Source organism: Mesorhizobium sp. B2-5-4 (assembly GCF_006441095.1).
Taxonomy (GTDB): Bacteria; Pseudomonadota; Alphaproteobacteria; order Rhizobiales; family Rhizobiaceae; genus Mesorhizobium; species Mesorhizobium salmacidum.
Window position 1 is genome coordinate 12613 of record NZ_VFUR01000036.1, and the last position, 18386, is coordinate 30998.

Annotated in this window: 22 protein-coding genes and 1 pseudogene; 11 read left to right on the plus strand and 12 right to left on the minus strand. The window is 63.2% G+C overall.

Annotated elements, in window-relative coordinates:
* Positions 1-1100: 1100 nt before the first annotated feature.
* From FJ492_RS27705 to FJ492_RS29530, 11 genes are all read right to left on the minus strand, one after another.
* Complete coding sequence (locus FJ492_RS27705; RefSeq protein ID WP_246676145.1) at positions 1101-1916, minus strand: IclR family transcriptional regulator; 816 nt, start codon at positions 1914-1916, stop codon at positions 1101-1103.
* Positions 1867-3015, minus strand: coding sequence for an aminotransferase class V-fold PLP-dependent enzyme (locus tag FJ492_RS27710; protein ID WP_140773470.1), 1149 nt, complete (start codon positions 3013-3015; stop codon positions 1867-1869). The genes FJ492_RS27705 and FJ492_RS27710 overlap by 50 nt, the downstream gene beginning before the upstream one ends.
* 25 nt (positions 3016-3040) lie before the next feature.
* Entirely contained in the window at positions 3041-3532 is a 492-nt protein-coding gene (locus FJ492_RS27715) for a RidA family protein (RefSeq protein ID WP_140773473.1), read from the minus strand.
* A 15-nt stretch (positions 3533-3547) separates the two neighbouring features.
* Positions 3548-4543 carry an oligopeptide/dipeptide ABC transporter ATP-binding protein gene (locus tag FJ492_RS27720; protein ID WP_140773475.1) on the minus strand — a complete coding sequence of 332 codons (996 nt, stop codon included), beginning with the start codon at positions 4541-4543 and terminating at the stop codon, positions 3548-3550.
* The gene (locus FJ492_RS27725; RefSeq protein ID WP_140773478.1) at positions 4540-5559 is read right to left on the minus strand and encodes an ABC transporter ATP-binding protein; all 1020 of its coding nucleotides are present in this window, start codon (positions 5557-5559) and stop codon (positions 4540-4542) included. The genes FJ492_RS27720 and FJ492_RS27725 overlap by 4 nt, the downstream gene beginning before the upstream one ends.
* On the minus strand, positions 5556-6773 hold the full coding sequence (locus tag FJ492_RS27730; protein WP_140773481.1) for an amidohydrolase/deacetylase family metallohydrolase: 1218 nt from the start codon (positions 6771-6773) through the stop codon (positions 5556-5558). Before FJ492_RS27730 ends, FJ492_RS27725 begins: the two co-directional genes overlap by 4 nt.
* Positions 6773-7636, minus strand: coding sequence for an ABC transporter permease (locus FJ492_RS27735; RefSeq protein WP_140773483.1), 864 nt, complete (start codon positions 7634-7636; stop codon positions 6773-6775). Before FJ492_RS27735 ends, FJ492_RS27730 begins: the two co-directional genes overlap by 1 nt.
* The gene (locus tag FJ492_RS27740; protein ID WP_181166781.1) at positions 7636-8577 is read right to left on the minus strand and encodes an ABC transporter permease; all 942 of its coding nucleotides are present in this window, start codon (positions 8575-8577) and stop codon (positions 7636-7638) included. The genes FJ492_RS27735 and FJ492_RS27740 overlap by 1 nt, the downstream gene beginning before the upstream one ends.
* Positions 8578-8682: 105 nt before the next feature.
* Positions 8683-10212, minus strand: a complete 1530-nt coding sequence (locus tag FJ492_RS27745; protein WP_140773486.1) for an ABC transporter substrate-binding protein — start codon at positions 10210-10212, stop codon at positions 8683-8685.
* A gap of 133 nt (positions 10213-10345) precedes the next feature.
* Positions 10346-10768: a hypothetical protein gene (locus FJ492_RS27750; protein ID WP_246676146.1), complete on the minus strand. Its 423-nt coding sequence runs from the start codon at positions 10766-10768 to the stop codon at positions 10346-10348.
* A 134-nt stretch (positions 10769-10902) separates the two neighbouring features.
* Entirely contained in the window at positions 10903-11028 is a 126-nt protein-coding gene (locus tag FJ492_RS29530) for a hypothetical protein (RefSeq protein WP_281406456.1), read from the minus strand.
* Position 11029: 1 nt separating this feature from the next.
* On the opposite strand from FJ492_RS29530, the pseudogene FJ492_RS29370 reads away from it, so the two are divergent.
* A pseudogene (locus tag FJ492_RS29370) lies at positions 11030-11185 on the plus strand (DUF736 family protein); the annotation flags it as partial.
* Positions 11186-11232: 47 nt separating this feature from the next.
* Here the strand turns inward: FJ492_RS29370 and FJ492_RS27760 are convergent.
* Complete coding sequence (locus tag FJ492_RS27760) at positions 11233-11493, minus strand: helix-turn-helix transcriptional regulator (RefSeq protein WP_246676147.1); 261 nt, start codon at positions 11491-11493, stop codon at positions 11233-11235.
* A 372-nt stretch (positions 11494-11865) separates the two neighbouring features.
* On the opposite strand from FJ492_RS27760, the gene FJ492_RS27765 reads away from it, so the two are divergent.
* The 10 genes from FJ492_RS27765 (at position 11866) to FJ492_RS27810 (ending at position 18231) form a co-directional block, all read left to right on the plus strand.
* Complete coding sequence (locus FJ492_RS27765) at positions 11866-12249, plus strand: hypothetical protein (RefSeq protein ID WP_246676148.1); 384 nt, start codon at positions 11866-11868, stop codon at positions 12247-12249.
* A 128-nt stretch (positions 12250-12377) separates the two neighbouring features.
* The gene (locus FJ492_RS29375) at positions 12378-12572 is read left to right on the plus strand and encodes a DUF6499 domain-containing protein (RefSeq protein WP_140751526.1); all 195 of its coding nucleotides are present in this window, start codon (positions 12378-12380) and stop codon (positions 12570-12572) included.
* 238 nt (positions 12573-12810) lie between these two features.
* Positions 12811-13122 carry a DUF2285 domain-containing protein gene (locus FJ492_RS29380; RefSeq protein WP_246676151.1) on the plus strand — a complete coding sequence of 104 codons (312 nt, stop codon included), beginning with the start codon at positions 12811-12813 and terminating at the stop codon, positions 13120-13122.
* Positions 13123-14080: 958 nt separating this feature from the next.
* On the plus strand, positions 14081-14407 hold the full coding sequence (locus tag FJ492_RS27780) for a DUF736 domain-containing protein (RefSeq protein WP_140877000.1): 327 nt from the start codon (positions 14081-14083) through the stop codon (positions 14405-14407).
* A 300-nt stretch (positions 14408-14707) separates the two neighbouring features.
* Complete coding sequence (locus tag FJ492_RS27785; RefSeq protein ID WP_140751528.1) at positions 14708-14989, plus strand: helix-turn-helix domain-containing protein; 282 nt, start codon at positions 14708-14710, stop codon at positions 14987-14989.
* A gap of 17 nt (positions 14990-15006) precedes the next feature.
* Positions 15007-16062 carry a replication initiator protein A gene (locus tag FJ492_RS27790; RefSeq protein ID WP_140773488.1) on the plus strand — a complete coding sequence of 352 codons (1056 nt, stop codon included), beginning with the start codon at positions 15007-15009 and terminating at the stop codon, positions 16060-16062.
* On the plus strand, positions 16059-16550 hold the full coding sequence (locus FJ492_RS27795; protein WP_140773491.1) for a DUF2840 domain-containing protein: 492 nt from the start codon (positions 16059-16061) through the stop codon (positions 16548-16550). The genes FJ492_RS27790 and FJ492_RS27795 overlap by 4 nt, the downstream gene beginning before the upstream one ends.
* The gene (locus FJ492_RS27800) at positions 16547-17092 is read left to right on the plus strand and encodes a S26 family signal peptidase (RefSeq protein ID WP_140751534.1); all 546 of its coding nucleotides are present in this window, start codon (positions 16547-16549) and stop codon (positions 17090-17092) included. Before FJ492_RS27795 ends, FJ492_RS27800 begins: the two co-directional genes overlap by 4 nt.
* Before the next feature lie 36 nt (positions 17093-17128).
* On the plus strand, positions 17129-17458 hold the full coding sequence (locus FJ492_RS27805) for a DUF736 family protein (RefSeq protein ID WP_140751536.1): 330 nt from the start codon (positions 17129-17131) through the stop codon (positions 17456-17458).
* A gap of 110 nt (positions 17459-17568) precedes the next feature.
* Complete coding sequence (locus tag FJ492_RS27810) at positions 17569-18231, plus strand: lytic transglycosylase domain-containing protein (RefSeq protein WP_246676152.1); 663 nt, start codon at positions 17569-17571, stop codon at positions 18229-18231.
* The last annotated feature ends 155 nt before the right edge of the window (positions 18232-18386 follow it).

Genomic DNA, 18386 nt, shown 5'->3' on the forward strand with positions numbered 1-18386 from the left:
TCACATTCGCCGTCCGGAATTCGGACGAGGTTTGGTAGTCGCGTCGTTTCGACGAACGTCAGCAATCGGCGCCCGAAGTTCCGAAGCTGCCGGGCCGGTTCCGGCCCCAAGGCGGTCGACCCGGGCCGTGCCTGACAGCACACCCGATCACGCCAAAATCAATTGCGGAATTCACACGCGTGGCGCACTGTCCGGGTTTCGTAGCTTTCGAGGAGGAAAGGCTATGTTGTACCCTGGTCAGTGCTTGGGGCCGTGCGAGATCGATATGCTCTCTCGCGTGTGCCGCATAGTATGCAACGAGAACGGCACTCCCCTTGAATCGCAGCAGGCCCTCCGCATCGCGTCCCACCTGCTTAAGCTAATTATGAACGGCCTGATAACCGAGGAGGAACTGCTGGACGCCGAGAGGAACCGGGCCGGACGGCTAAAGCAGCCGCTCCAGCATCAGCTTTCGCCCCAGAACGTTGTGGCCGACAGCCAGCTGCACGTCGGCTAGGAAGTTGCCCAGCTCCTCGGCCGGTACCTTGGCAGGCACCGCGGCACCACCGCGCCTGAATGGCCCACAGTGGGAAGGCTGAGCAGACGTCGCCTCCTTCAGGAGCAGGGGGGGGTGCGTTGGCTGGCTTCAACGCCTGCCCTTTCACAAACTCTACCCAATTGCTTCGCCTCCGTCTGTGAAAGGGCAGGCGTTGGTATCCCCGGGACTGATCCGAATCTTCCGCGGGTTCCGCTAGCTAGTAGCAGCCCTGGCCACAGCAGCTCTTCTGTTTAAGATTCAAAACCAGACTGACCGCTCCCGGCCCCGCTTCAGGCAAAGTTTGCCTGGTCAGCTTTGCGCCTCCATCCCGGCCGTTCACAATGCAAGCTGGGCAACTTGGCTCTGGTCCTGCTCAAGTGGGACAGAACGGGCCGAGAACGACGCTCGCGCTCGCGATCCGCGTCTATATTATAAGCAAGGCCATATCCCCCACGAGGCGCCGGCCGCCGAGCTCAGGGCTCAGCCGGACCTGCTGCAGCGCGCCTCTTGGCTTCTAGTCCAGGTTGAGGAGCGGTTGCCAGCAATGACACGCGCGTGGATGCCGATCGGTCGCCGTTGTTGGTCACTTGACACTGCGCCAGCCCAACCGGGATTCGATGCGCCTGGCGCTAGCTTTGACCAGATGGACCAGATCCGGGTTCTTCTGTTTCAGCTTGATATCGGGAACCACGATAGAGATCGTCGCCCTGCAAGCCCCCTCGCCGTCGCATATGGGGGCGGCGATGCAGGCCACAGAGAAGTCGGATTCACCGGCCTGGATCGAGAGACGTTGTTCGAGCGCCGCGGCGGCCGTGCTCGCCAGCACCTTCTGATCCGTTTCGGCTCGGCCGGTCGGGGAAGCCGTTGCGGAGCGCGCAAAAATGGCGCGGCGTTCTTCTTCCGGCAAGTGGCCGACCAGCATGCGGCCGGAGGCGGTCCAGTTGAGGGGGCTGCGAGTGCCTACGCGCGAGGTCACCTGGAAGTGGTCCTTGCCCTCCTTCATGGCGAGCACCACCATGTGATCGCCATCGCGCCCGCAAATCTGGATGGTCTCGCCCGAGCTCTGGGCGAGCTCGTGCATCTCCTGGATCGCGACGTTGAGAAGATCAAGGGTGCGCGCATAGGTCAAACCATAGTGGTAGAGGCGAGGCCCGAGCCACAGGAGGCCGTTGTCCTGCCGGTCAAGCAACTCCTTCTCCACAAGGTCGTCAACGATCACATAGATGGTCGACAGCGGCGCGCCTATGTCGCGGGCGATCTCGTAAGCGGTCGCCGGTCGCTCCACCTTCTGCAGATAATCGAGGATCTGCAGCGCCCGGTCGATGCCGCTGGTGCGCGAGCGGCGCGGCTCAGGCGCCGCAATTGGCGTCGCTTCGATTTGGGCCACTATCCTGGTCATTGGTTCGGACATCTTTCTCAAGGCGAGTGTAGAACGGGATGGCTGTTTGCGATACCTGATATATCAATCCGGCCATTTCAGGATCGCCGCTTCCCGTGCGCGCAGGCGCGCCTCTAAGGACGTGGCGACCATCACGTTCGACTTGCGCGCCTGACCCAGCAGGGTTGACCGAAACTTTCAGGCGATCGAGCGGATTTTTGGTCGGATCCGGGGCGATCTCGGCGATTATACCCGGTCGGCCATCGAGTGCCTCGACCCAGCAGTCGAGCGCCTTGCGTTCGCGGGCGCGGATGCCGTCATGGTCACGTGTTTTCCATGCCTGAAGTGCCGCCACAGCGCCGACGATGCCTTCCTTGCCCACCTTCATGCCGCGGCCAATGCCGCGATTTTGCAGATAGACGTCGCGCACCCTTGCCTTGGATCCGGCAACGATGCCCGAGGTCGGGCCGCCGAGAAACTTGTGACCGGAATAAAGAACCAGGTCGGCTCCATCGGCCAGGAAGCCCTCCAGGTCGTATTCCGACGCCGCATCGACGATCACCGGTACGTTGCGCGCATGGGCCACTTCGGCGAAAATCTTCAAGGGGATTTGCGCGTAGCCCACCACGTGGTGTGACACGACGTAGACGGCTGCCGCAGTGTTTTCGGTAAGAGCGCCGGCGAGTTGATAGGCCGCGGCACTTGTCGCCTGCCCGACCGGCACGACCTTGGCTCCGGCAATGCGGATCGCCTGCTCGATGGGCGCGCCGTAGCTCACCATATGGCCGGACTGGATGACCACCTCGTCCTTCAGCCCGGCCGTGTCGGGCAGGCGTTCGATCGCGACCAGATCAGGTCCGGTCATGCAGGCTGCCACCGCCAGGCTGATCGCCGCCGAGCAGGACGCCGTGACAAAGCCGGCTTCGGCGCCGGTCAGATCGGCGATAACGGTGCTGGCGCGACGTTGTAAGTCACCCATTTCGACGAATTCGGTCAGGATCGCCGCCACTGCTTCGACGGCATCCGGCACCACGATGGAGGCGCCGAGCCCAGTCATCGTGCCGGAAACATTGATGACCGGTCTCAAGCCAAGGCGGCGACGAATTTCCTCAATCGGCATGGCGGTGGTGCTCCTTAGTGGGAAGTCAATCGATGGCGATGATGGCCTCGATCTCGACGGTGATTTGGCCAGGCAGCGAACCGTGCCCGACGGCCGAACGTGCGTGAATTCCGGCCGGACCGAAGACGTCGATGAATAGATCCGAGCAGCCATTGATGACGGCAGGATGGTCGGCGAAATCGGGCACGGCATTGACCATGCCGAGCAGTTTCACCACACGCCGCACGCGGCTCAAGTCGTGAAGCGCGGATCGCATCACGGCAAGCAGGTTGATGCCGGTCAGCCGTGCATGTGCATAGGCCTGCTCCACCGTCACGTTGCCGCCGACCTTGCCGGTGTGCTGCATGCCGTCAGCCTCGATCGGCCCCTGACCGGACAGGAATAGAAGCTTGCCTTCCTGAACGTGGGTGACAAAATTGGCGATTGGAGGTGGTGCCTGGGGCAGGGTGATGCCCAGCGCCTTCAGTCGGTCATTGGGCGAGTTTTCCGATCGCTTCATCGGCTCGGAATAAGTCATGTAAGCGAGCTCCAGTCAGTCATTTCTTTGGTCGTGGCGAATGCAGGCCACATGACGTCCGCCGCCGATAGGCGAAACCGGCGGGATGACCGCGGCGCAGGCTTCGATCGCTTCCGGACAGCGAGTGCGAAAGACACAGCCTGATGGCGGATCAATCGGGCTGGGAATATCGCCCAAGAGCGGGACCCGAACGCGCATGCGCGTTGGATCCGGCACCGGTGCGGTTGCCAGTAACGCCCTGGTGTAGGGATGCCGTGGCGCCGCATAGACCAGCCTGCTTGGCCCGCGCTCCATCACCCGGCCGAGATACATGACGACGACTTCGTCGCACAAGTATTCAACCACCGACAGGTCATGCGCGATGAACAGCAGCGTCAGGCCAAGCCGCTTTTGCAGATCGCCAATCAGGTTGAGCACTTGCGCCTGCACTGAGACGTCAAGCGCCGAAACCGGCTCGTCGGCAACAATGAATTCTGGTTCCACCGCAAGTGCCCGGGCAATGCCGATCCGTTGACGCTGGCCACCTGAAAATTCATGCGGGTAGCGAGAGGCATGATCGGATGAGAGGCCGACAAGGGCAAGAAGCTCGGCAGTGCGGTCCTGCCGCGCCTTGCCACGCAAATAGCCGCGTGCGTCGAGAGCTTCGCCGAGTATCGCGCTGACACGCAGGCGCGGATTGAGGCTGGAGAAAGGGTCTTGAAAGACGATCTGCAGCTTTTGCCGATAAGCGCGCATCTCGCGTGCCGACAGCGAGAAGAGATCGACGCCATTGAACAGGGCTTTGCCGCTGGTCGGCTCGATCAGACGCAAAATGGCGCGACCGGCCGTGGTCTTGCCGGATCCGGATTCACCGACCAGACCGACCGTCGAGCCGCGCTTGACCTCGAAACTGACGTCCTCCACGGCGTGCACCACACGGCCGTTGCGCGCGGGAAACCGCTTCGTCAGTGCCTGGACGCTGAGCAGGGGGGCTGCTTGTGTCGTGTCGTTGGTTTCAGCGTCGGCAATCATAGTTCGGCGCTCCGGATGCAGCGGGAGAACCCTGCCGAGCCCGCCGGCATCAACGGTGGCGGGGCGGCCCGGCACGGGGCGATTGCGTAGTCGCAGCGCGGCTCGAAGGCGCAGCCGGGCGGCAGGGCGGTGATCGCCGGCACGCTGCCGGGGATGGAGTAGAGTATTTTGCGCTCGCCGGCCGCATCGACGTCGCGCGCTGCATTGGGAGTGCAGGCAAGCAGGCCGCGCGTATAGGGATGGCGCTGATGCGCGAACAGATCGTTGACGGGCGCCTGCTCGACGACGCGGCCGGCATACATGACCACGACATTGTGCGCGATCTCGGCGACCACACCGAGATTGTGAGTGATGAACAGGATGGACATCCCGATCTGCTGCTGCAGCCGTCGCAAGAGATCAAGAATTTGAGCCTGGATCGTCACGTCGAGCGCCGTCGTCGGCTCATCGGCGATCAGCAGCGAAGGATTGCAGGCAAGCGCCATCGCGATCATCACGCGCTGGCGCATGCCTCCTGACATCTGGTGCGGATAATCATCGAGACGCGATGCGGCATCGGGAATTTCCACGTGCCGCAGCATCTCCAGGGCCCGTCTGCGGGCCTCCTGCCGGCCGACCGGTTCGTGCAGCGCAATCATCTCGCCGATCTGGTCTCCGATGGAATATAGCGGGTTAAGGCTTGTCATCGGCTCTTGGAAGATCATGGCGACCTCCTTGCCGCGGATCCGGCGGAAATCCTTCGCGGCGAAGCTTGCCAGATCGTCCACGCTGCCGGCTCTATTGCGAAACAGGATCTTGCCTCCCACGATCTGGCCCGGCTTCGACAGAAGGCCCATGATCGATAGGCTGGTGACCGATTTTCCCGAACCAGATTCGCCGACCACGGCCAGCGTTTCACCGCGCTTTAGCTCGAAAGTGACGCCGTCGACCGCCTTGGCGCTGATGCGGCGGGTCACGAACCAAGCTTTGAGATCCTGCACCGACAGGATCACATCGGGGGCTAGCGCATCGTTCAAGATAACCACCCGCAATGAGGACAGGCGCCGTCACCGGCATCCGTGGCGGGCACATGCCGGTGGGCAGGTATCGCATTCGCGCCCAATATTGCGTAGCGCGGCTCGAACAGCTGGTGCAGGACGCTTGTCGCGCCCTGGGAATCCTGTACCGTCAGCGCGGCGTCGACCAGATCGAACAAGGTAAATTCGGCCGGCTTGCGCTTTTCCAGCAGCCCCTCGGAGGCAAGCCGGATCGCGCGCCGCGGCGCCACGGTCGATGCCGTCACTACGTCCTCGAACGCCATGCCCAGCGACAGCAGTTTCGACATGGTCGTCGCCATGTCCCAGACGGAACCGTCGAGCGAGCGGTTGTGCAGATCGGTGGAAATTGTCTTCGGCGGCAGGCCGCGTTCCAGCGCCGCCTTGGCGACATCGAAGGAGAAGGATGCGCCGCCATGGCCGACGTCGAGCACGACGCCGCGAGCGGCCGCGTCCTCGGCCAGGCGGTAGAGATCGTCATCTTCGAGGATCGAACCGCCGGCCTTGCCGTTGAAGCAATGGGTGACGATGTCGCCCTCGGTCAGCAGGCCGAGAATGTCGTCATAGAGCGGCGGCGGCTCGCCGACATGCACCATGACAGGCAGCTTGACGATGCGGCCCAGCTTCTTGGCCAGCCTGACCGGCGTCAGGTCCCAACCGCCGGTGATGACGTGGCTTGCCCGCACCTTCAAGCCCACGATGACGTCGCGATTGGCCTCGATGGTGGCGATGGTGCGATCGATGTCGATCGAACGCATGTCGATCAGCTCGCTCACCCGGTTGCAGGCGACGAGGCCGATCGAGCCGATGTTGAGGAAGGCATAGACGTTCTCCTGTGCGGGCTCGATGACGAACTCGCGAAAGCCGTGGAAATTGGCCTCCCCGGCGGAACCGGCATCGACCATGGAGGTGACGCCGCGCGCCGCCCCGCATTGTTGCGGCCGAATCGAAATGTCGGTGCCGCCATACCAGATATGGACATGCAGGTCCGTCCAGCCCGGCGACAGGAAGGCGCCGTTCGCCTCCACCACCTTGACGTCGTCGCCGACGGCGATCCTCGAGCCGATCTCCGCGATGCGACCATCCTTGTCGACAAGCACGTCGATGGCGGGACCGAAACGATCGCCGAAGGCGACCGGCCTGGCGCCCTTAATCAGCAATGGCTGTTTGGCCGCGGGAAAATTGTTGCCGAACATCAGATGTCCTTTGCCAGACGGGGATCGAGAAGGTCGCGCAGGCCGTCGCCGACCAGTTGCAGCGCCAGCACGGTGATGACGATGGCAGCGCCCGGGAACATCATGATCCAGCCGGCCTGGTCCATGTACTGGCGGCCGACCGCAATCATGGTGCCCCAGGTCGGGATATCGGGAGAGATGCCGACGCCGAGGAACGACAGGCCGGCTTCGGCCAGGATGGTGTTGGCGAAGATGAAGGTGCCCTGCACCAGGATGGGCGAGGTGACGTTGCGCAGCACGTGACGCACTAGGATGACCGGCGTCGGCACGCCGAGCGCGCGTGCCGCCTCGACATAGGGCAGTTCGCGGATCACCAGCGTCGAGGCCCGCACGACGCGGGCCAGCCTCGGTGCATAGACGATGCCAAGCGCCACGACGACGTTGATTGGCGTGGCGCCGAGTGCCGCCACCAGGGCAATGGCGAGCAGGATGTCGGGAAAAGCCATCATGGCGTCGATCAGCCGCGAGACCGGCGTGTCGAGTTTGCGGAAGAAGCCGGCCGTCAAGCCGAGCACAATGCCGACCACACCGGAGAAGACGACCACTGCGAAGCCGACCGAGAGCGAGGTGCGGGCGGCATAGAGCATGCGCGTGAACACGTCGCGGCCGAGATCGTCGGTGCCGAACAGATGCTGGAGATCAGGCGCATGCAGCCGCGCGGCGATCGAAAGTTTTGTCGGCGAATAGGGTGCGATCACGGGCGCCAGGATCGCCATCACGGCGATGATGACCAGAACGGCCAGCCCGGCCGCCGCCGTCGGGCGGCCGAGCAGCTGCGACAAAAGGTTCGGCTCCTGCTGCAGCGGGGTGGCGATCGCGGCCATCAGTAGCGCACCCGCGGATCGATGAGGATATAGAGCATGTCGATGACGAAATTGACCAGCACATAGAGCCCGGCGATGACCAGCAGCGCGCCCTGGATGACCGGATAGTCGCGCCGCAGCACCGCCGAGACGACCAGGCTGCCGACCCCCGGCAGGCCGAACACGGTCTCGGTGACGACGGCGCCGGAAATCAGCAGCGCCGCCGTCAAGCCGATCACCGTGAGGATGGGGATCAGCGCGTTCTTCAGCGCGTGTTTCAGCACCACGCGCCATTCGCTCATGCCCTTGGAGCGGGCGGTGCGCACATAGTCGTCACTGAGGACGTCGAGCATCGAGGCGCGGGTGAAACGCGTGATCAGGGCCGAGCTGACCAGCCCCAGCGCCAGCGCCGGCAGCACCAGATGAGCGATGCGGTCACCAAAGGAGGCGCCGGGACCGCCATAGCCCGACGTGTCGAACCAGCCGAGCCTGACGGCGAAGAACTGGATGAACAGCAGGCCGAGCCAGAAGCTCGGCACGCTGGCCGCGAACATGGCGATGGTCGTTGCCGCCTGGTCGAACAGCGAGCCGCGCCTATAGGCAGAAAGGATGCCGACGGGCAGCGCGATCACGGTGGCGATTAGCAGCGAGAAGACGGTGAGAAAGAAGGTCGGTTCGGCGCGCTGCGCAAGTGCCGCGGTGACCGGTTCGTTGAGGAAGATCGACTGGCCGAAATCGCCCTGCACGACACCGACGATGTAGCGCCAGAACTGCTCGGGGATCGAGCCGTCGAGCCCGAGTTTGGAACGAAGTGCCGCGATGTCGGCGGCGGTGGCGTCGGGGCCGAGCATGACAGCGGCCGGGTCGCCCGGCGTCACCCGCACGATGACGAAGACGATGGTGGCGACCAGGGCCATCACCACGATCATGCCGAGAAGCCTGTTGAGAACCGAGCGCAGCATATGTGTTGATATCTCCTGTCCTGGCGGGCGGCCGGATCGCGGCCCCGCCCGGATCATGCCAGGTTGCCTTTCCCGCAAGCATAGCGGGAAAGGCAGGGGTTGGGCCTATTTGCCGTCGAGGTAGGCGTTCCAGAAATAGGGCCAGGGTGCCGGCGTGACGCCCTTGAGGTTCGGCGCTTCGGCGGCGAGCGCGTTGAAGTCGCCGACCTTGTAGATCGGCGCTTCGTCGTAGATCACCTTCTGCACATCCTCATAGAGCTTGGCGCGCTTGGCCGGGTCGCTCTCTGAGTTGAAGGCGTCGAGCACCTTGTGCTTGGCGTCGCTCGACCACCAGCCCGGCGTGTTATCCGACATGAAGCCGTTGAGCGACGGCTCGGCCAGGAACGGGCTATGGGTGATGTAGATGTCCCATAGCGCCGGATCCGTCCGGTTCTTCGTCAGCGTCGCCCATTCGACGACGTCGAGTTCGACCTTGAAGCCGGCCTGTTCCAGATAGGCCTGCGCCACCTGCGCCATCTTGTAGTGGAATTCATACTGGCGGCTGGTCAGGATGCGCAGTGGCTTGCCGTCGTAACCGGCGTCCTTGAGCAGTGCGGCGGCTTTCTCGGTGTCGCCGTCGGGCTTGTAGGCCTCGGTGCCGACGTCCGAGTGCCAGATGAAGCCCTCCGGGTACATGGCGCCGTCGACGGCAAAGAAGTCTTTGGAACCGAAGGCAGCAAGGAGCATATCGCTTGGGGCCAGCGCGGCCTGGATCGCCCTGCGGATACGGATGTCGGAATTCAGCCCCTGTTTGGTGTTCATCACGAACACCGGCCAGCCGAACGGCTTCAGGATAAGCGGCTTGGTCTTGCCGGCGGAAACCTTGTCGTAGGATTCAACGGGAAGTGAATCGACATAGGCGAACTGGCCGGCGACGGCGCCCTCGACGCGCGTGTTGGCATCGGGCACCGGCACGAAGCGGATCTCGTCCAGATATTGCTTCCTTGCCCCGCCATAGCCGTTGGGTTCCCCGCCGCGCGACTTGTAGCCGTCGAAGCGGGTGAGCTGGATGAACTGGTCGGGCTTGCGCTCCTTGAGCATATAAGGCCCGGTTCCGATGAACTTGGTCAGCGGATCCTCGCCGGCGTTTTCGGATGGAATGATGATCGCGGCGGCGTTGTTCAGCGAGAGCAGCGACAGCAGCGGCGCATAGGGCTTCTTCACCGTGATCTTGACCGTGTCGTCGTCGACCGCGTCGATGGCGCTGATGACTTCCGCCGCCTGCTTGCCGCGTGTCGCCACCTTCATCCATCGGTTCAACGAGGCCAGGACGTCGGCCGAATTCATGTCGGAACCGTCGTGAAACTTCACGCCGGTTCTGAGCGCGATCGTGTAGGTCAGGCCATCAGGCGAAATCTTTGGCATGTCGGCGGCCAGAAGGGGCGTGATGCCCCATTTGCTGTCGAAAGTGTAGAGCGTCTCGTAGATGTGCTGGGTGATGATGCCGACCAGATCGGCGGTCGATGCCATCGGATCGAGCGTCGGCGGTTCGCCGATCGTGGCAACGTCGATCACGCCTCCCTTCTGCGGTTCAGCCCAGGCCAGCGCCGGCAACAATGCGGCGAGCGAGGCGACGACTTGCAATAAGCGCTTCATCCGTTCTCCTCTTGGTTCCATTTTTATGGAATATATAGCTTAGTTACGAACTAAGCTTACGCTGATGACTCGACGCGTCAAGCGGCGAAGCCCGACCTGAGCTAGATTGCGGATCCCGTCCGTGCGCGAACGGTCATGAGACAACTTCTTTCAATCTCGCCGCACTGGCCGAACCCGGCTCCGGAGCGTTCTGCAGCGCCTGAAAACTGGATCGTCCCTCGGTGTCGATGACGACAGCCTCTCCGTCGATGAGGGCGGAGCGAACGTTAAGTGTGCGTGCCTCGGACAGGATGGAGGGAAAGCGGTCCGACCAGTCCAGACCGGAGCGCGTATAGGCGCGCGCCTCGCCGCCGCCCACAGCGACAAGGAAACGGTAGCCATCGTATTTCATTTCGTGGATCCAGCGGTCGCCGGGAGGAACCGTGCCCACCAGTTTTGCGAGCTGGACCGGCCGGAATGCAGGTGGCGCCAGAATGGCCAAGCCGCGCGAGGCTGGCTTCGTGGGGCGAGTGGAAACGTCTTTGATGATTGGCCGACGCAAAGCTGACTTGCTCACTTGAGTTGGCTCAAACCAAACCCAACTGTGTCTGCCATTATCGTCTCCCTGTTCCGTAGCTGCGCCGTCACGACGCTCGACCTGTAACGCTTTGGTACGACTTGCGATCCTGAGCCGGGCAGAAATTCGGCGTTTCACCTGAAATCCCGCGTCTTGATCTTGATGCTGTCGATGTGGAGGTCGGGTATGTGGATGTCGCGGCTGCGCAGCCCCCTGGGCGGCAGCTCGCGCGGATCAGGTCCGGAGCCGCCATTGCGCACTTGGTCCGAGCGCTCCAACGAGGGCCGCGACTATCTCGGACTCAAGCTCGATGATCCGAGCTTCACTGCTCCGATCTACGCCAACCTCTTCGCCGACGAGCAAGGCGAGGGCACAGCCTCATCTGGGTCACGCCCCAACCGCCGCAATGGCGAGTAACTGGTCAAGCGGGCCCGTTCGAGTGGCATTTGACGGTGAAACCACCATCAACTGCTCTTTCGCAACAGAATCCCATTGTTACGAAGTACTTCAATGCCAGCTCTTTCAAGCGCATTCACGATCGCTAATATATTGTTTGCAATCGGAGTCCGCGCACCGCGTTCGAAATCAGCGATTGTCTGCCGTGCGACGCTGGCCGCGCGGGCCAGATCATCTTGGCTCCATCCCAACATTGCACGTGCGCCGCGGCACTGCTCAGCGCTGAAATTCGCCGCCTTGTCTGCAATATTATGATTGACGTCAATCAATTTGTATATTACCCCTGTCTCGAAATTGCGGTCGAAGAGGGTGCGCGAACACCCTTTTCGACCTGACCAAAGCCAAGCTGTGTGGAGCTCGGATCATGGCTGATTCCGACAATACCACGACTTTGCCTTCCGTCACGCTTGGGCGGGAGCCCGGCTCTCCGTGGACCGCAGAGCGTCCTGAGCCTTCTGCCGACCATGCAGCTGAAGATCAGCCGCCCGCTGATCCAGCGCTTGCCGTGTCCCTCGCCTGGCTCCGGGCGCACGTTGCGAAGCTGGCCTCTTGTATCCGGCAGCAGGAGGCTGGGCGCGGGCTCCTAGAGCGCGGCGCACTTTTGCCTATTGGCGAAGTCATCGGGCGCGGGGAATCTTGATTTGTGCAAGGAAGAGCAGGACAACACTGAAAGGGCGGACGCCTTGTTGGCGGAGATTGCGGCGACGCCTGCCCAGTCTCTAGCGGGTGTGGTTGCGAAGCTTGCGGCTGTCATTCGGGAGGCGACTGACAACACCGATCTGTGCGAATCTCCGCTGCCGCACGTCCGCTCGGCCTTGGCCGATCTGCGGCGTCTCACGCAGCACGCGACAAGCGATCAGCCATCTGGCTGGCCCGCCGGCGACCAGTTGATCGGCTCGCTGTTCGAGCAGTCCGCCTCGTCCTTCGCCGCTTGGCGCGCGTTCAGCGCGTGGTGCCAGGGTGATGACGAAGGCTATCGCACATGGACGAGCACATTCAAAATACTGCAGGGCGCAAGCCAATAGGCATCGCAAAGTCTTGGTCTAACTGCTCGGTGCCGAGATATCTCGTCGTCCATTCGTCAATGACGGAATACAAGGATTTCGCTCTACGCCGCGTACCCCTATCAATCCTTGAGAAGGGAAGGACGCGGATGAAGCCCGACACATCGAAGTGGCGTGACCCACAGGCATATGCATTCGTCAAAGGCGCAGCCGCTGACGAGATCGCCTGGGAGTTCCTGCGACGCAACCCGCACTATCAGCAGGACTTCGCAACCTCCCGCTCGGCTAAGGCGAGGCGCGCATTACGCAAGCGCTGGGGTTTGCAGTTTCGCCGCTCGGCCTGACCAGTCCGCGGTCGAGCAGCCCGTCTATTGGGCGCCTCAGATCGATCCAGGGGTCATCATCCTTGTCGAGGTTCCGCCCGAACTGCACACGGGCCAGGGCAGCGCCTCCGACGTCCCGCTGGTCGCGGGCCGGCGTGACGAGGTCGGCCTTCATATGCGGTCTGGCGGCACACAACTGGCGCTTCTCGGCGACGCGGAGCCAGGTGAACCGCTCGCCGCCATCATCCCGCTGGACGACATGGCGCACGACCGGCTCCAAGCCATCGAGCGGTTCATCCGCTTGATCCGCAGGCAACACCTTCCTGACGCCCAGTTGACCGCGGCCCAGCGCCGGCGCCTTGGCCACATGCTGCGATGCCTCGATGGCCGGGAAGAGCAGGCATCCCATTTTGAAGTCGCTACCGCCTTGTTCGGTCGGCGACTGGTCAGTGCTGCCGACTGGCACGACTCGGCTTTTCGATATCAGACGCATCGCTTAGTGCGGGACGGTTTCAAAATGGTCGAGCGCGGCTACCGCCAATTGCTTCGCGCGCGACGGCGCCTTTCCTGAAGGGGTTTCGACGCCGCCTGGTTCACTTGATGCGTGGTCTCCAAGCCAAGCCTACGATCCTGAAGTGAACGGCGTTTTTGCGCCTAAAGCCAGACATTCAGGTTCCAGTCGACGCTCCCCAGAAGCGGACAGCGGCGGCCTGTAGGGCGCTGCCTCCTATCTTGGGGTCGACTATGGCGGCGCTGCCCTGGCCGAGCGAAGCGTGGGCCTACGTTGAGCGGCGAAACAACGTAACGCGGGTGGCGCGTTTGTCACCGAAGAACCTTGCCGTCCGTCAGGAATGGGGTGGGAAGCGGACTGGCAGGTTTCGGTTCTCGCAGGCGTGCTTCGCTGCGGTCAGCCCGGAATATGGACGCCATTTCAACGATCAGCGCGACATTCTTACAATGCCGCGCGACGAAAAAGGTGCATCCAGAGGCTTCCTCCCCATTCCCAAGTGTACAGCAAACGTCATGATAGATCTGCGGGAAGGGCGATCCAAATGGCCTTGCGCCCGTAGCACGACCCGTCGACTCTGCAGTGCGGGCGAAGGCATCTCGATCCGAGCAGTGAGCCGCTCAAAGGTAGCGTGCGCTTGGCACTGGAGGGAAAGAGGCTTCGATGCAGTACTTGCCGAGTCCGTGTCAGGAAATCCGCTGGCGAAACAATCCGCTTAATCTTTGCTGATCCCGCATGCCGCCATTGCCTCCCTCGGCATTTCGCGGAGCGCACCAACGACCTCTCGAACGGGCTGATCTGGCCGAAGGACGGCTGAAGCCTCGATCGCCTATGCCGCAATGGCGCGGCGCGAGTTTCTTCCCCTGGGCAAAGCCCATTCCTCGCGGAACCAAGAAACGCGCGCCTGCGCCATCCTCCGCTTTGCTGCGGTCGCAAGCGATGCGGCGGCGGTCGCCTCCGGCCTCACGATCGCCATCGAGGTCGCATGGTGCGGGCTCGGAAACGAAAACGGAGACTGAAAATGGCTACCATCGGCATCTTCAAGAAGACCAGTGCGAACGAGTTCGCCGGCGAGATCGTCACCCTCAGCGTCCAGGCCAAAGGCGTGCGCATCGTCCCCGACACCCGGGCCAGCGGCGAGAACGCACCAAGCCACCGCGTCGTGGTCGGCAAGGCCGAGATCGGCGCCGCCTGGTCCAAGCGCTCCAACGAAGGTCGCGACTATCTCGGCCTCAAGCTGGACGATCCGAGCTTCACCGCTCCAATTTACGCCAACCTCTTCGCCGACGAGGAAGGCGAGGGCCACAGCCTCATCTGGTCCCGCCCCAGCCGCCGCAACGGCGAGTGAACTGGCAGACGCCTCGCCCGGTACCGGGCGGGGCGTCTCCTGATGATGGCGCGCGGGCATTCCGCGCCGCAGGCCGCCATGACCGGGCCTTCTGTCATCAGATACGTTGCTGATGCGCGACGGCGTGAAGATGGTCGCGCGCGGCGCCCGCCAATTGCAGCACGCGCCGGCGGCGCTGCCGAAGGCCTCTTAGCGGTGCGAAATAGCGCCCCTCAATTGCGCACCTGATCATGGTGCCCTTGCTCCTCCATCCTGGCCATCGATCGCCGTTCAACCGCAACGGCCGGAAGGAGACACCTCATGAACACCGACGCCGCGCCATTGCCGCCGCGCTACCTGCGCACTTCTGAAGCCGCGCATTTCCTCAGTCTCTCGGCGCGCACACTTGAGAAACATCGCACCTACGGCACAGGGCCCGCCTATCGCAAACTCGGCGGCCGCGTCGTCTACGCCATCGACGACCTCCAGGCCTGGGTTCAGCGCGGCGCGATGACATCGACATCCGATCCGTATGGCTCGCTGCTGCCCGCCAAGCCTCAGGCCGCCCGCCTGATCCCCTATGCCGGACGCGAAAGGCGCTGAGCCCGCCGATCTCCCCAATGTCGGCACGGCCACGCCCACCATTGGAGCGCGAACAGCTCGACCTATTCCAGGCGCTGCCGGGCGTCGTGGCGCCACGCGATGCGCAGGACCTCATGGCCTATCCCTTCTTCTCCCTCGCCAAATCCAGGCGCGTTGCGCCGATCGACTTTCACGCCGGCGATGTTGCGATCCGTGTCGAAGCAATGCCCGATCACGGCATGGCGACGATCTGGGACGCCGATATCTTGATCTGGGCCGCGAGCCAGATCGTCAACGCTCGGGACGCCGGATTGCGCACATCCCGCCTGATGGCCGCGACGCCATATGAGATGCTTACCTTCATCGGCCGCGGCGTCTCCAAGCGAGACTACCAGCGTCTCAAGGCCGCGCTCGACCGCCTGCAGTCGACAAGCGTCGTCACCTCCATTCGCCAGCCGGCCGAGGGCCGCCGTCATCGCTTCTCGTGGATCAATGAGTGGCAGGAGCGCTGCGGTCAAAACGGTCGCCCGCTTGGCGTCGAACTGATCCTGCCCGATTGGTTCTATCGCGCCGTCATGGACGATGCGCTGATCTTGACAATCGACCGGGCCTATTTTGGGCTGACGGGCGGCCTGGAGCGTTGGCTCTATCGACTGGTGCGCAAGCATGGCGGACGCCAGCGCGCCGGCTGGCGTTTCGATATCAGCCACCTGCATCGGAAGTCCGGCAGCCTGTCGCCGCTCAAGCGCTTCGCCTTCGAGCTACGTGACATCGTGCGCCGCCAGCCTTTGCCGGGGTATCTTCTCTTCACGGAGGTCGAAGCCAGCGGCCGCGTGATGCTGGCTTTCGAACCGGCGCCGAGGCCTGTTGACAGGATCGTGCCATCGGGAACCCGAACTATCGTGCCATCGGGAACCGCATCATCGTGCTTTCGGGAACCGTTATCGGCTCTATGCGACGGCTACGAAACGGAAAATCGGCCTCTTAACTTAGAGTCTAACTCTCAATCTAACAGTCTTGCGGGCAAGCCAAGGACTGGCGGCGTAGAGCAGAAGCGGCGGTGCGTCGGCCGGCGCGAGGGAGACGGCATATGACGCCGTCTTCTCAAGCGACGGCGCGCGGCGGCCTCACCACGGTCGAGCTGATCTGGATCGAGAAGCGTATCGAGCATCGCATCCGCTTCGGACGCCCTGCGCATGAAACGATCATCGACAAGCGGCGTCGCGTCATCGGATTTGCGCCGGGCAGTGTCTTTGCGTTCGTCCGCTGGGCGGCGAATGACTTTGGCACCATCACTTCGCGCATCGATATCGTGCGCGCCGTCTTGCCCGCCGAACCTTATCAGACGCTGCCCTATGTCCGGCCAGGCGGCGAGATCCTGCTCAAGATCGCAGGCTGGGACAAGGTTGAGCGGGTTCTCCAACTGATCGATGCGATCGAGGCGATCAGCCTCGATCCGGTCGGCGCCGCCCCTGACTATTGGCGTCAGACCCACAACCGACTGGTTGCTGGCGGAACGCTCTGTGCCTATTCGCTCGAGCAGCATCGGGCCTTTCTGTTGCGCAAGCGAGCGACATCATGAGCCGCGTCGCTTGCATGGCCGCGGCGCTCGCGGCCCTCGCCGCGACGATCGCCCCCGCTGCCGTGGACATGCCGCCGCTGCTCGTATGGAACGCATCGGCCAGCGCGCCCCTCGGCCTCTATGCGATCCGGAGAATGGCCGTTCCAACGGCAGGCGCGCTCGCCGTCATCGAACCGCCCGAGAGCGTCGCTCGGTTTGCCGCCGAGCGCGGTTACCTTCCGCTCGGTGTGCCAATGCTGAAGCACATCGAAGGGCTTCCTGGACACGAGGTTTGTCGCGTTGCTGGCGTCGTCATGGTCGACGGGATCACGATCGGCACCGCACTGAAGCGCGATCGCGAGGGACGTGCCCTGCCTGACTGGCAGGGCTGCCGCATCATCGCCGCCGCCGAAATCTTCGTCGTGAACCGGAAGGTCCAGGACAGTCTCGACGGCCGCTACTTCGGCCCGTTCCCGGTGGGTTCGATCGTCGGACGTGCGATGCCGCTTTGGACCGACGAAACGGGCGATGGCCACTACACCTGGCTCGCTCCAGCGAACTGAAATTCAGCCCAGCCAACAAGACGAAGGAGATAGTCCATGGCCGAGATCGGCGTCTTTCACAAAACTGAACCTGGTTACTCCGGGCGCATGCGAACGCTGCTCGTGGATGCCGAACTGGTGCTCGTCCCCGCCAAAAAATGCGACGGCAAAGCGCCGGATTTTCGCATCCACATCGGCGACGGCAGCGGCCCCGAGGTCGGCGCGGCCTGGAAGGAAACCGGACAGACGGCTGGCGACTATCTGTCGTGCCGATTGGAGGATCCGCTGTTTGGTCGGCGCTTTCGCGCCAGTCTGTTGCGATCCGACAATGGCTCCTGGTCGCTGCGCTGGATCCGGCCGAAATCGCGGCCGGAGCGTGCTCGATGAGTCGGCGATCGGCACCGAAATGTGCGGACGAAAGGCGCCGCGTCGGTTGGTTGCCTGGTCGCAGGGAAGCACGTTGGCTTATCGGTGGCATGCTGATTTTCTGCCACGCGATGACGGGGCCCGTCGCACAATCAGCGCCGGTCTCGCGCAAATCGGCGGACGATCCTTATGCCGCGCATATCGCCGAAGCGTCGCATCGCTTTCGCCTTCCTCAGCTCTGGATACGGGCAGTCATGCACCTGGAAAGCGCCCGCGACCCACGCGCCGTGTCGCGAAAGGGTGCAGTGGGTCTGATGCAGATCATGCCCGGAACCTGGGCCGAGCTGCGCCTTCGTCATCAACTCGGCCACGATCCCTATGATCCACACGACAACATCCTTGCCGGCACCGCCTATCTTCGCGAGCTGTATGATCGATACGGTTCACCGGGCTTCCTGGCCGCCTACAATGCGGGGCCGGGGCGTTACGAAGCCTCCTTGAGGGGCCGCCCGCTGCCGGCTGAAACCCGGGCCTATGTTGCGATGCTCCGCCCTTTCTGGGGCGGCGGTGATGCACCCGGCGCGCTCACCGCCGCTCATGCGAAGGCCGTCACCTGGAAGGTCGCGCCGCTGTTCATAGTGCGGTCCGGGCCGTTGGCCGCTTCCGGTCTTTCGTCCAGCGAAGACGCTTCCGTCGAGGTCTCCTCGTCACCGTCGGTGCGCAAACTTTTCGCGGCCAGTTCGCAGCGTCGCGAACTGTTCCCTGGGTCCGACCTCCGGAAATCGCAGCGATGACGAGGTCTCCGTCAAACCGCGCCCCGGCGCCTCTTTGGACGTCGCAGCCTTTGAGGCGCACGGGGCAAGAGGCAGCAAGTAAGCGTCCGGGCGTTGCACGTCGCTCAAGTCTTGACAGGATTTCCGACTTTCCAGACCCAGGGCAGGAGTTCATC

Coding starts and splice junctions, on each gene's coding strand:
- FJ492_RS27745 (WP_140773486.1), bottom strand. CDS start 10,212: ATGAAGCGCTTATTGCAAGTCGTCGCCTCGCTCGCCGCATTGTTGCCG.
- FJ492_RS27810 (WP_246676152.1), top strand. CDS start 17,569: ATGACGGGGCCCGTCGCACAATCAGCGCCGGTCTCGCGCAAATCGGCG.
- FJ492_RS27715 (WP_140773473.1), bottom strand. CDS start 3,532: ATGACTTATTCCGAGCCGATGAAGCGATCGGAAAACTCGCCCAATGAC.
- FJ492_RS27720 (WP_140773475.1), bottom strand. CDS start 4,543: ATGATTGCCGACGCTGAAACCAACGACACGACACAAGCAGCCCCCCTG.
- FJ492_RS27710 (WP_140773470.1), bottom strand. CDS start 3,015: ATGCCGATTGAGGAAATTCGTCGCCGCCTTGGCTTGAGACCGGTCATC.
- FJ492_RS27800 (WP_140751534.1), top strand. CDS start 16,547: ATGAGCCGCGTCGCTTGCATGGCCGCGGCGCTCGCGGCCCTCGCCGCG.
- FJ492_RS27735 (WP_140773483.1), bottom strand. CDS start 7,636: ATGGCCGCGATCGCCACCCCGCTGCAGCAGGAGCCGAACCTTTTGTCG.
- FJ492_RS27705 (WP_246676145.1), bottom strand. CDS start 1,916: ATGACCAGGATAGTGGCCCAAATCGAAGCGACGCCAATTGCGGCGCCT.
- FJ492_RS27805 (WP_140751536.1), top strand. CDS start 17,129: ATGGCCGAGATCGGCGTCTTTCACAAAACTGAACCTGGTTACTCCGGG.
- FJ492_RS27740 (WP_181166781.1), bottom strand. CDS start 8,577: ATGCTGCGCTCGGTTCTCAACAGGCTTCTCGGCATGATCGTGGTGATG.
- FJ492_RS27785 (WP_140751528.1), top strand. CDS start 14,708: ATGAACACCGACGCCGCGCCATTGCCGCCGCGCTACCTGCGCACTTCT.
- FJ492_RS29375 (WP_140751526.1), top strand. CDS start 12,378: ATGAAGCCCGACACATCGAAGTGGCGTGACCCACAGGCATATGCATTC.
- FJ492_RS27730 (WP_140773481.1), bottom strand. CDS start 6,773: ATGTTCGGCAACAATTTTCCCGCGGCCAAACAGCCATTGCTGATTAAG.
- FJ492_RS27795 (WP_140773491.1), top strand. CDS start 16,059: ATGACGCCGTCTTCTCAAGCGACGGCGCGCGGCGGCCTCACCACGGTC.
- FJ492_RS27780 (WP_140877000.1), top strand. CDS start 14,081: ATGGCTACCATCGGCATCTTCAAGAAGACCAGTGCGAACGAGTTCGCC.
- FJ492_RS27790 (WP_140773488.1), top strand. CDS start 15,007: ATGTCGGCACGGCCACGCCCACCATTGGAGCGCGAACAGCTCGACCTA.
- FJ492_RS29380 (WP_246676151.1), top strand. CDS start 12,811: ATGGCGCACGACCGGCTCCAAGCCATCGAGCGGTTCATCCGCTTGATC.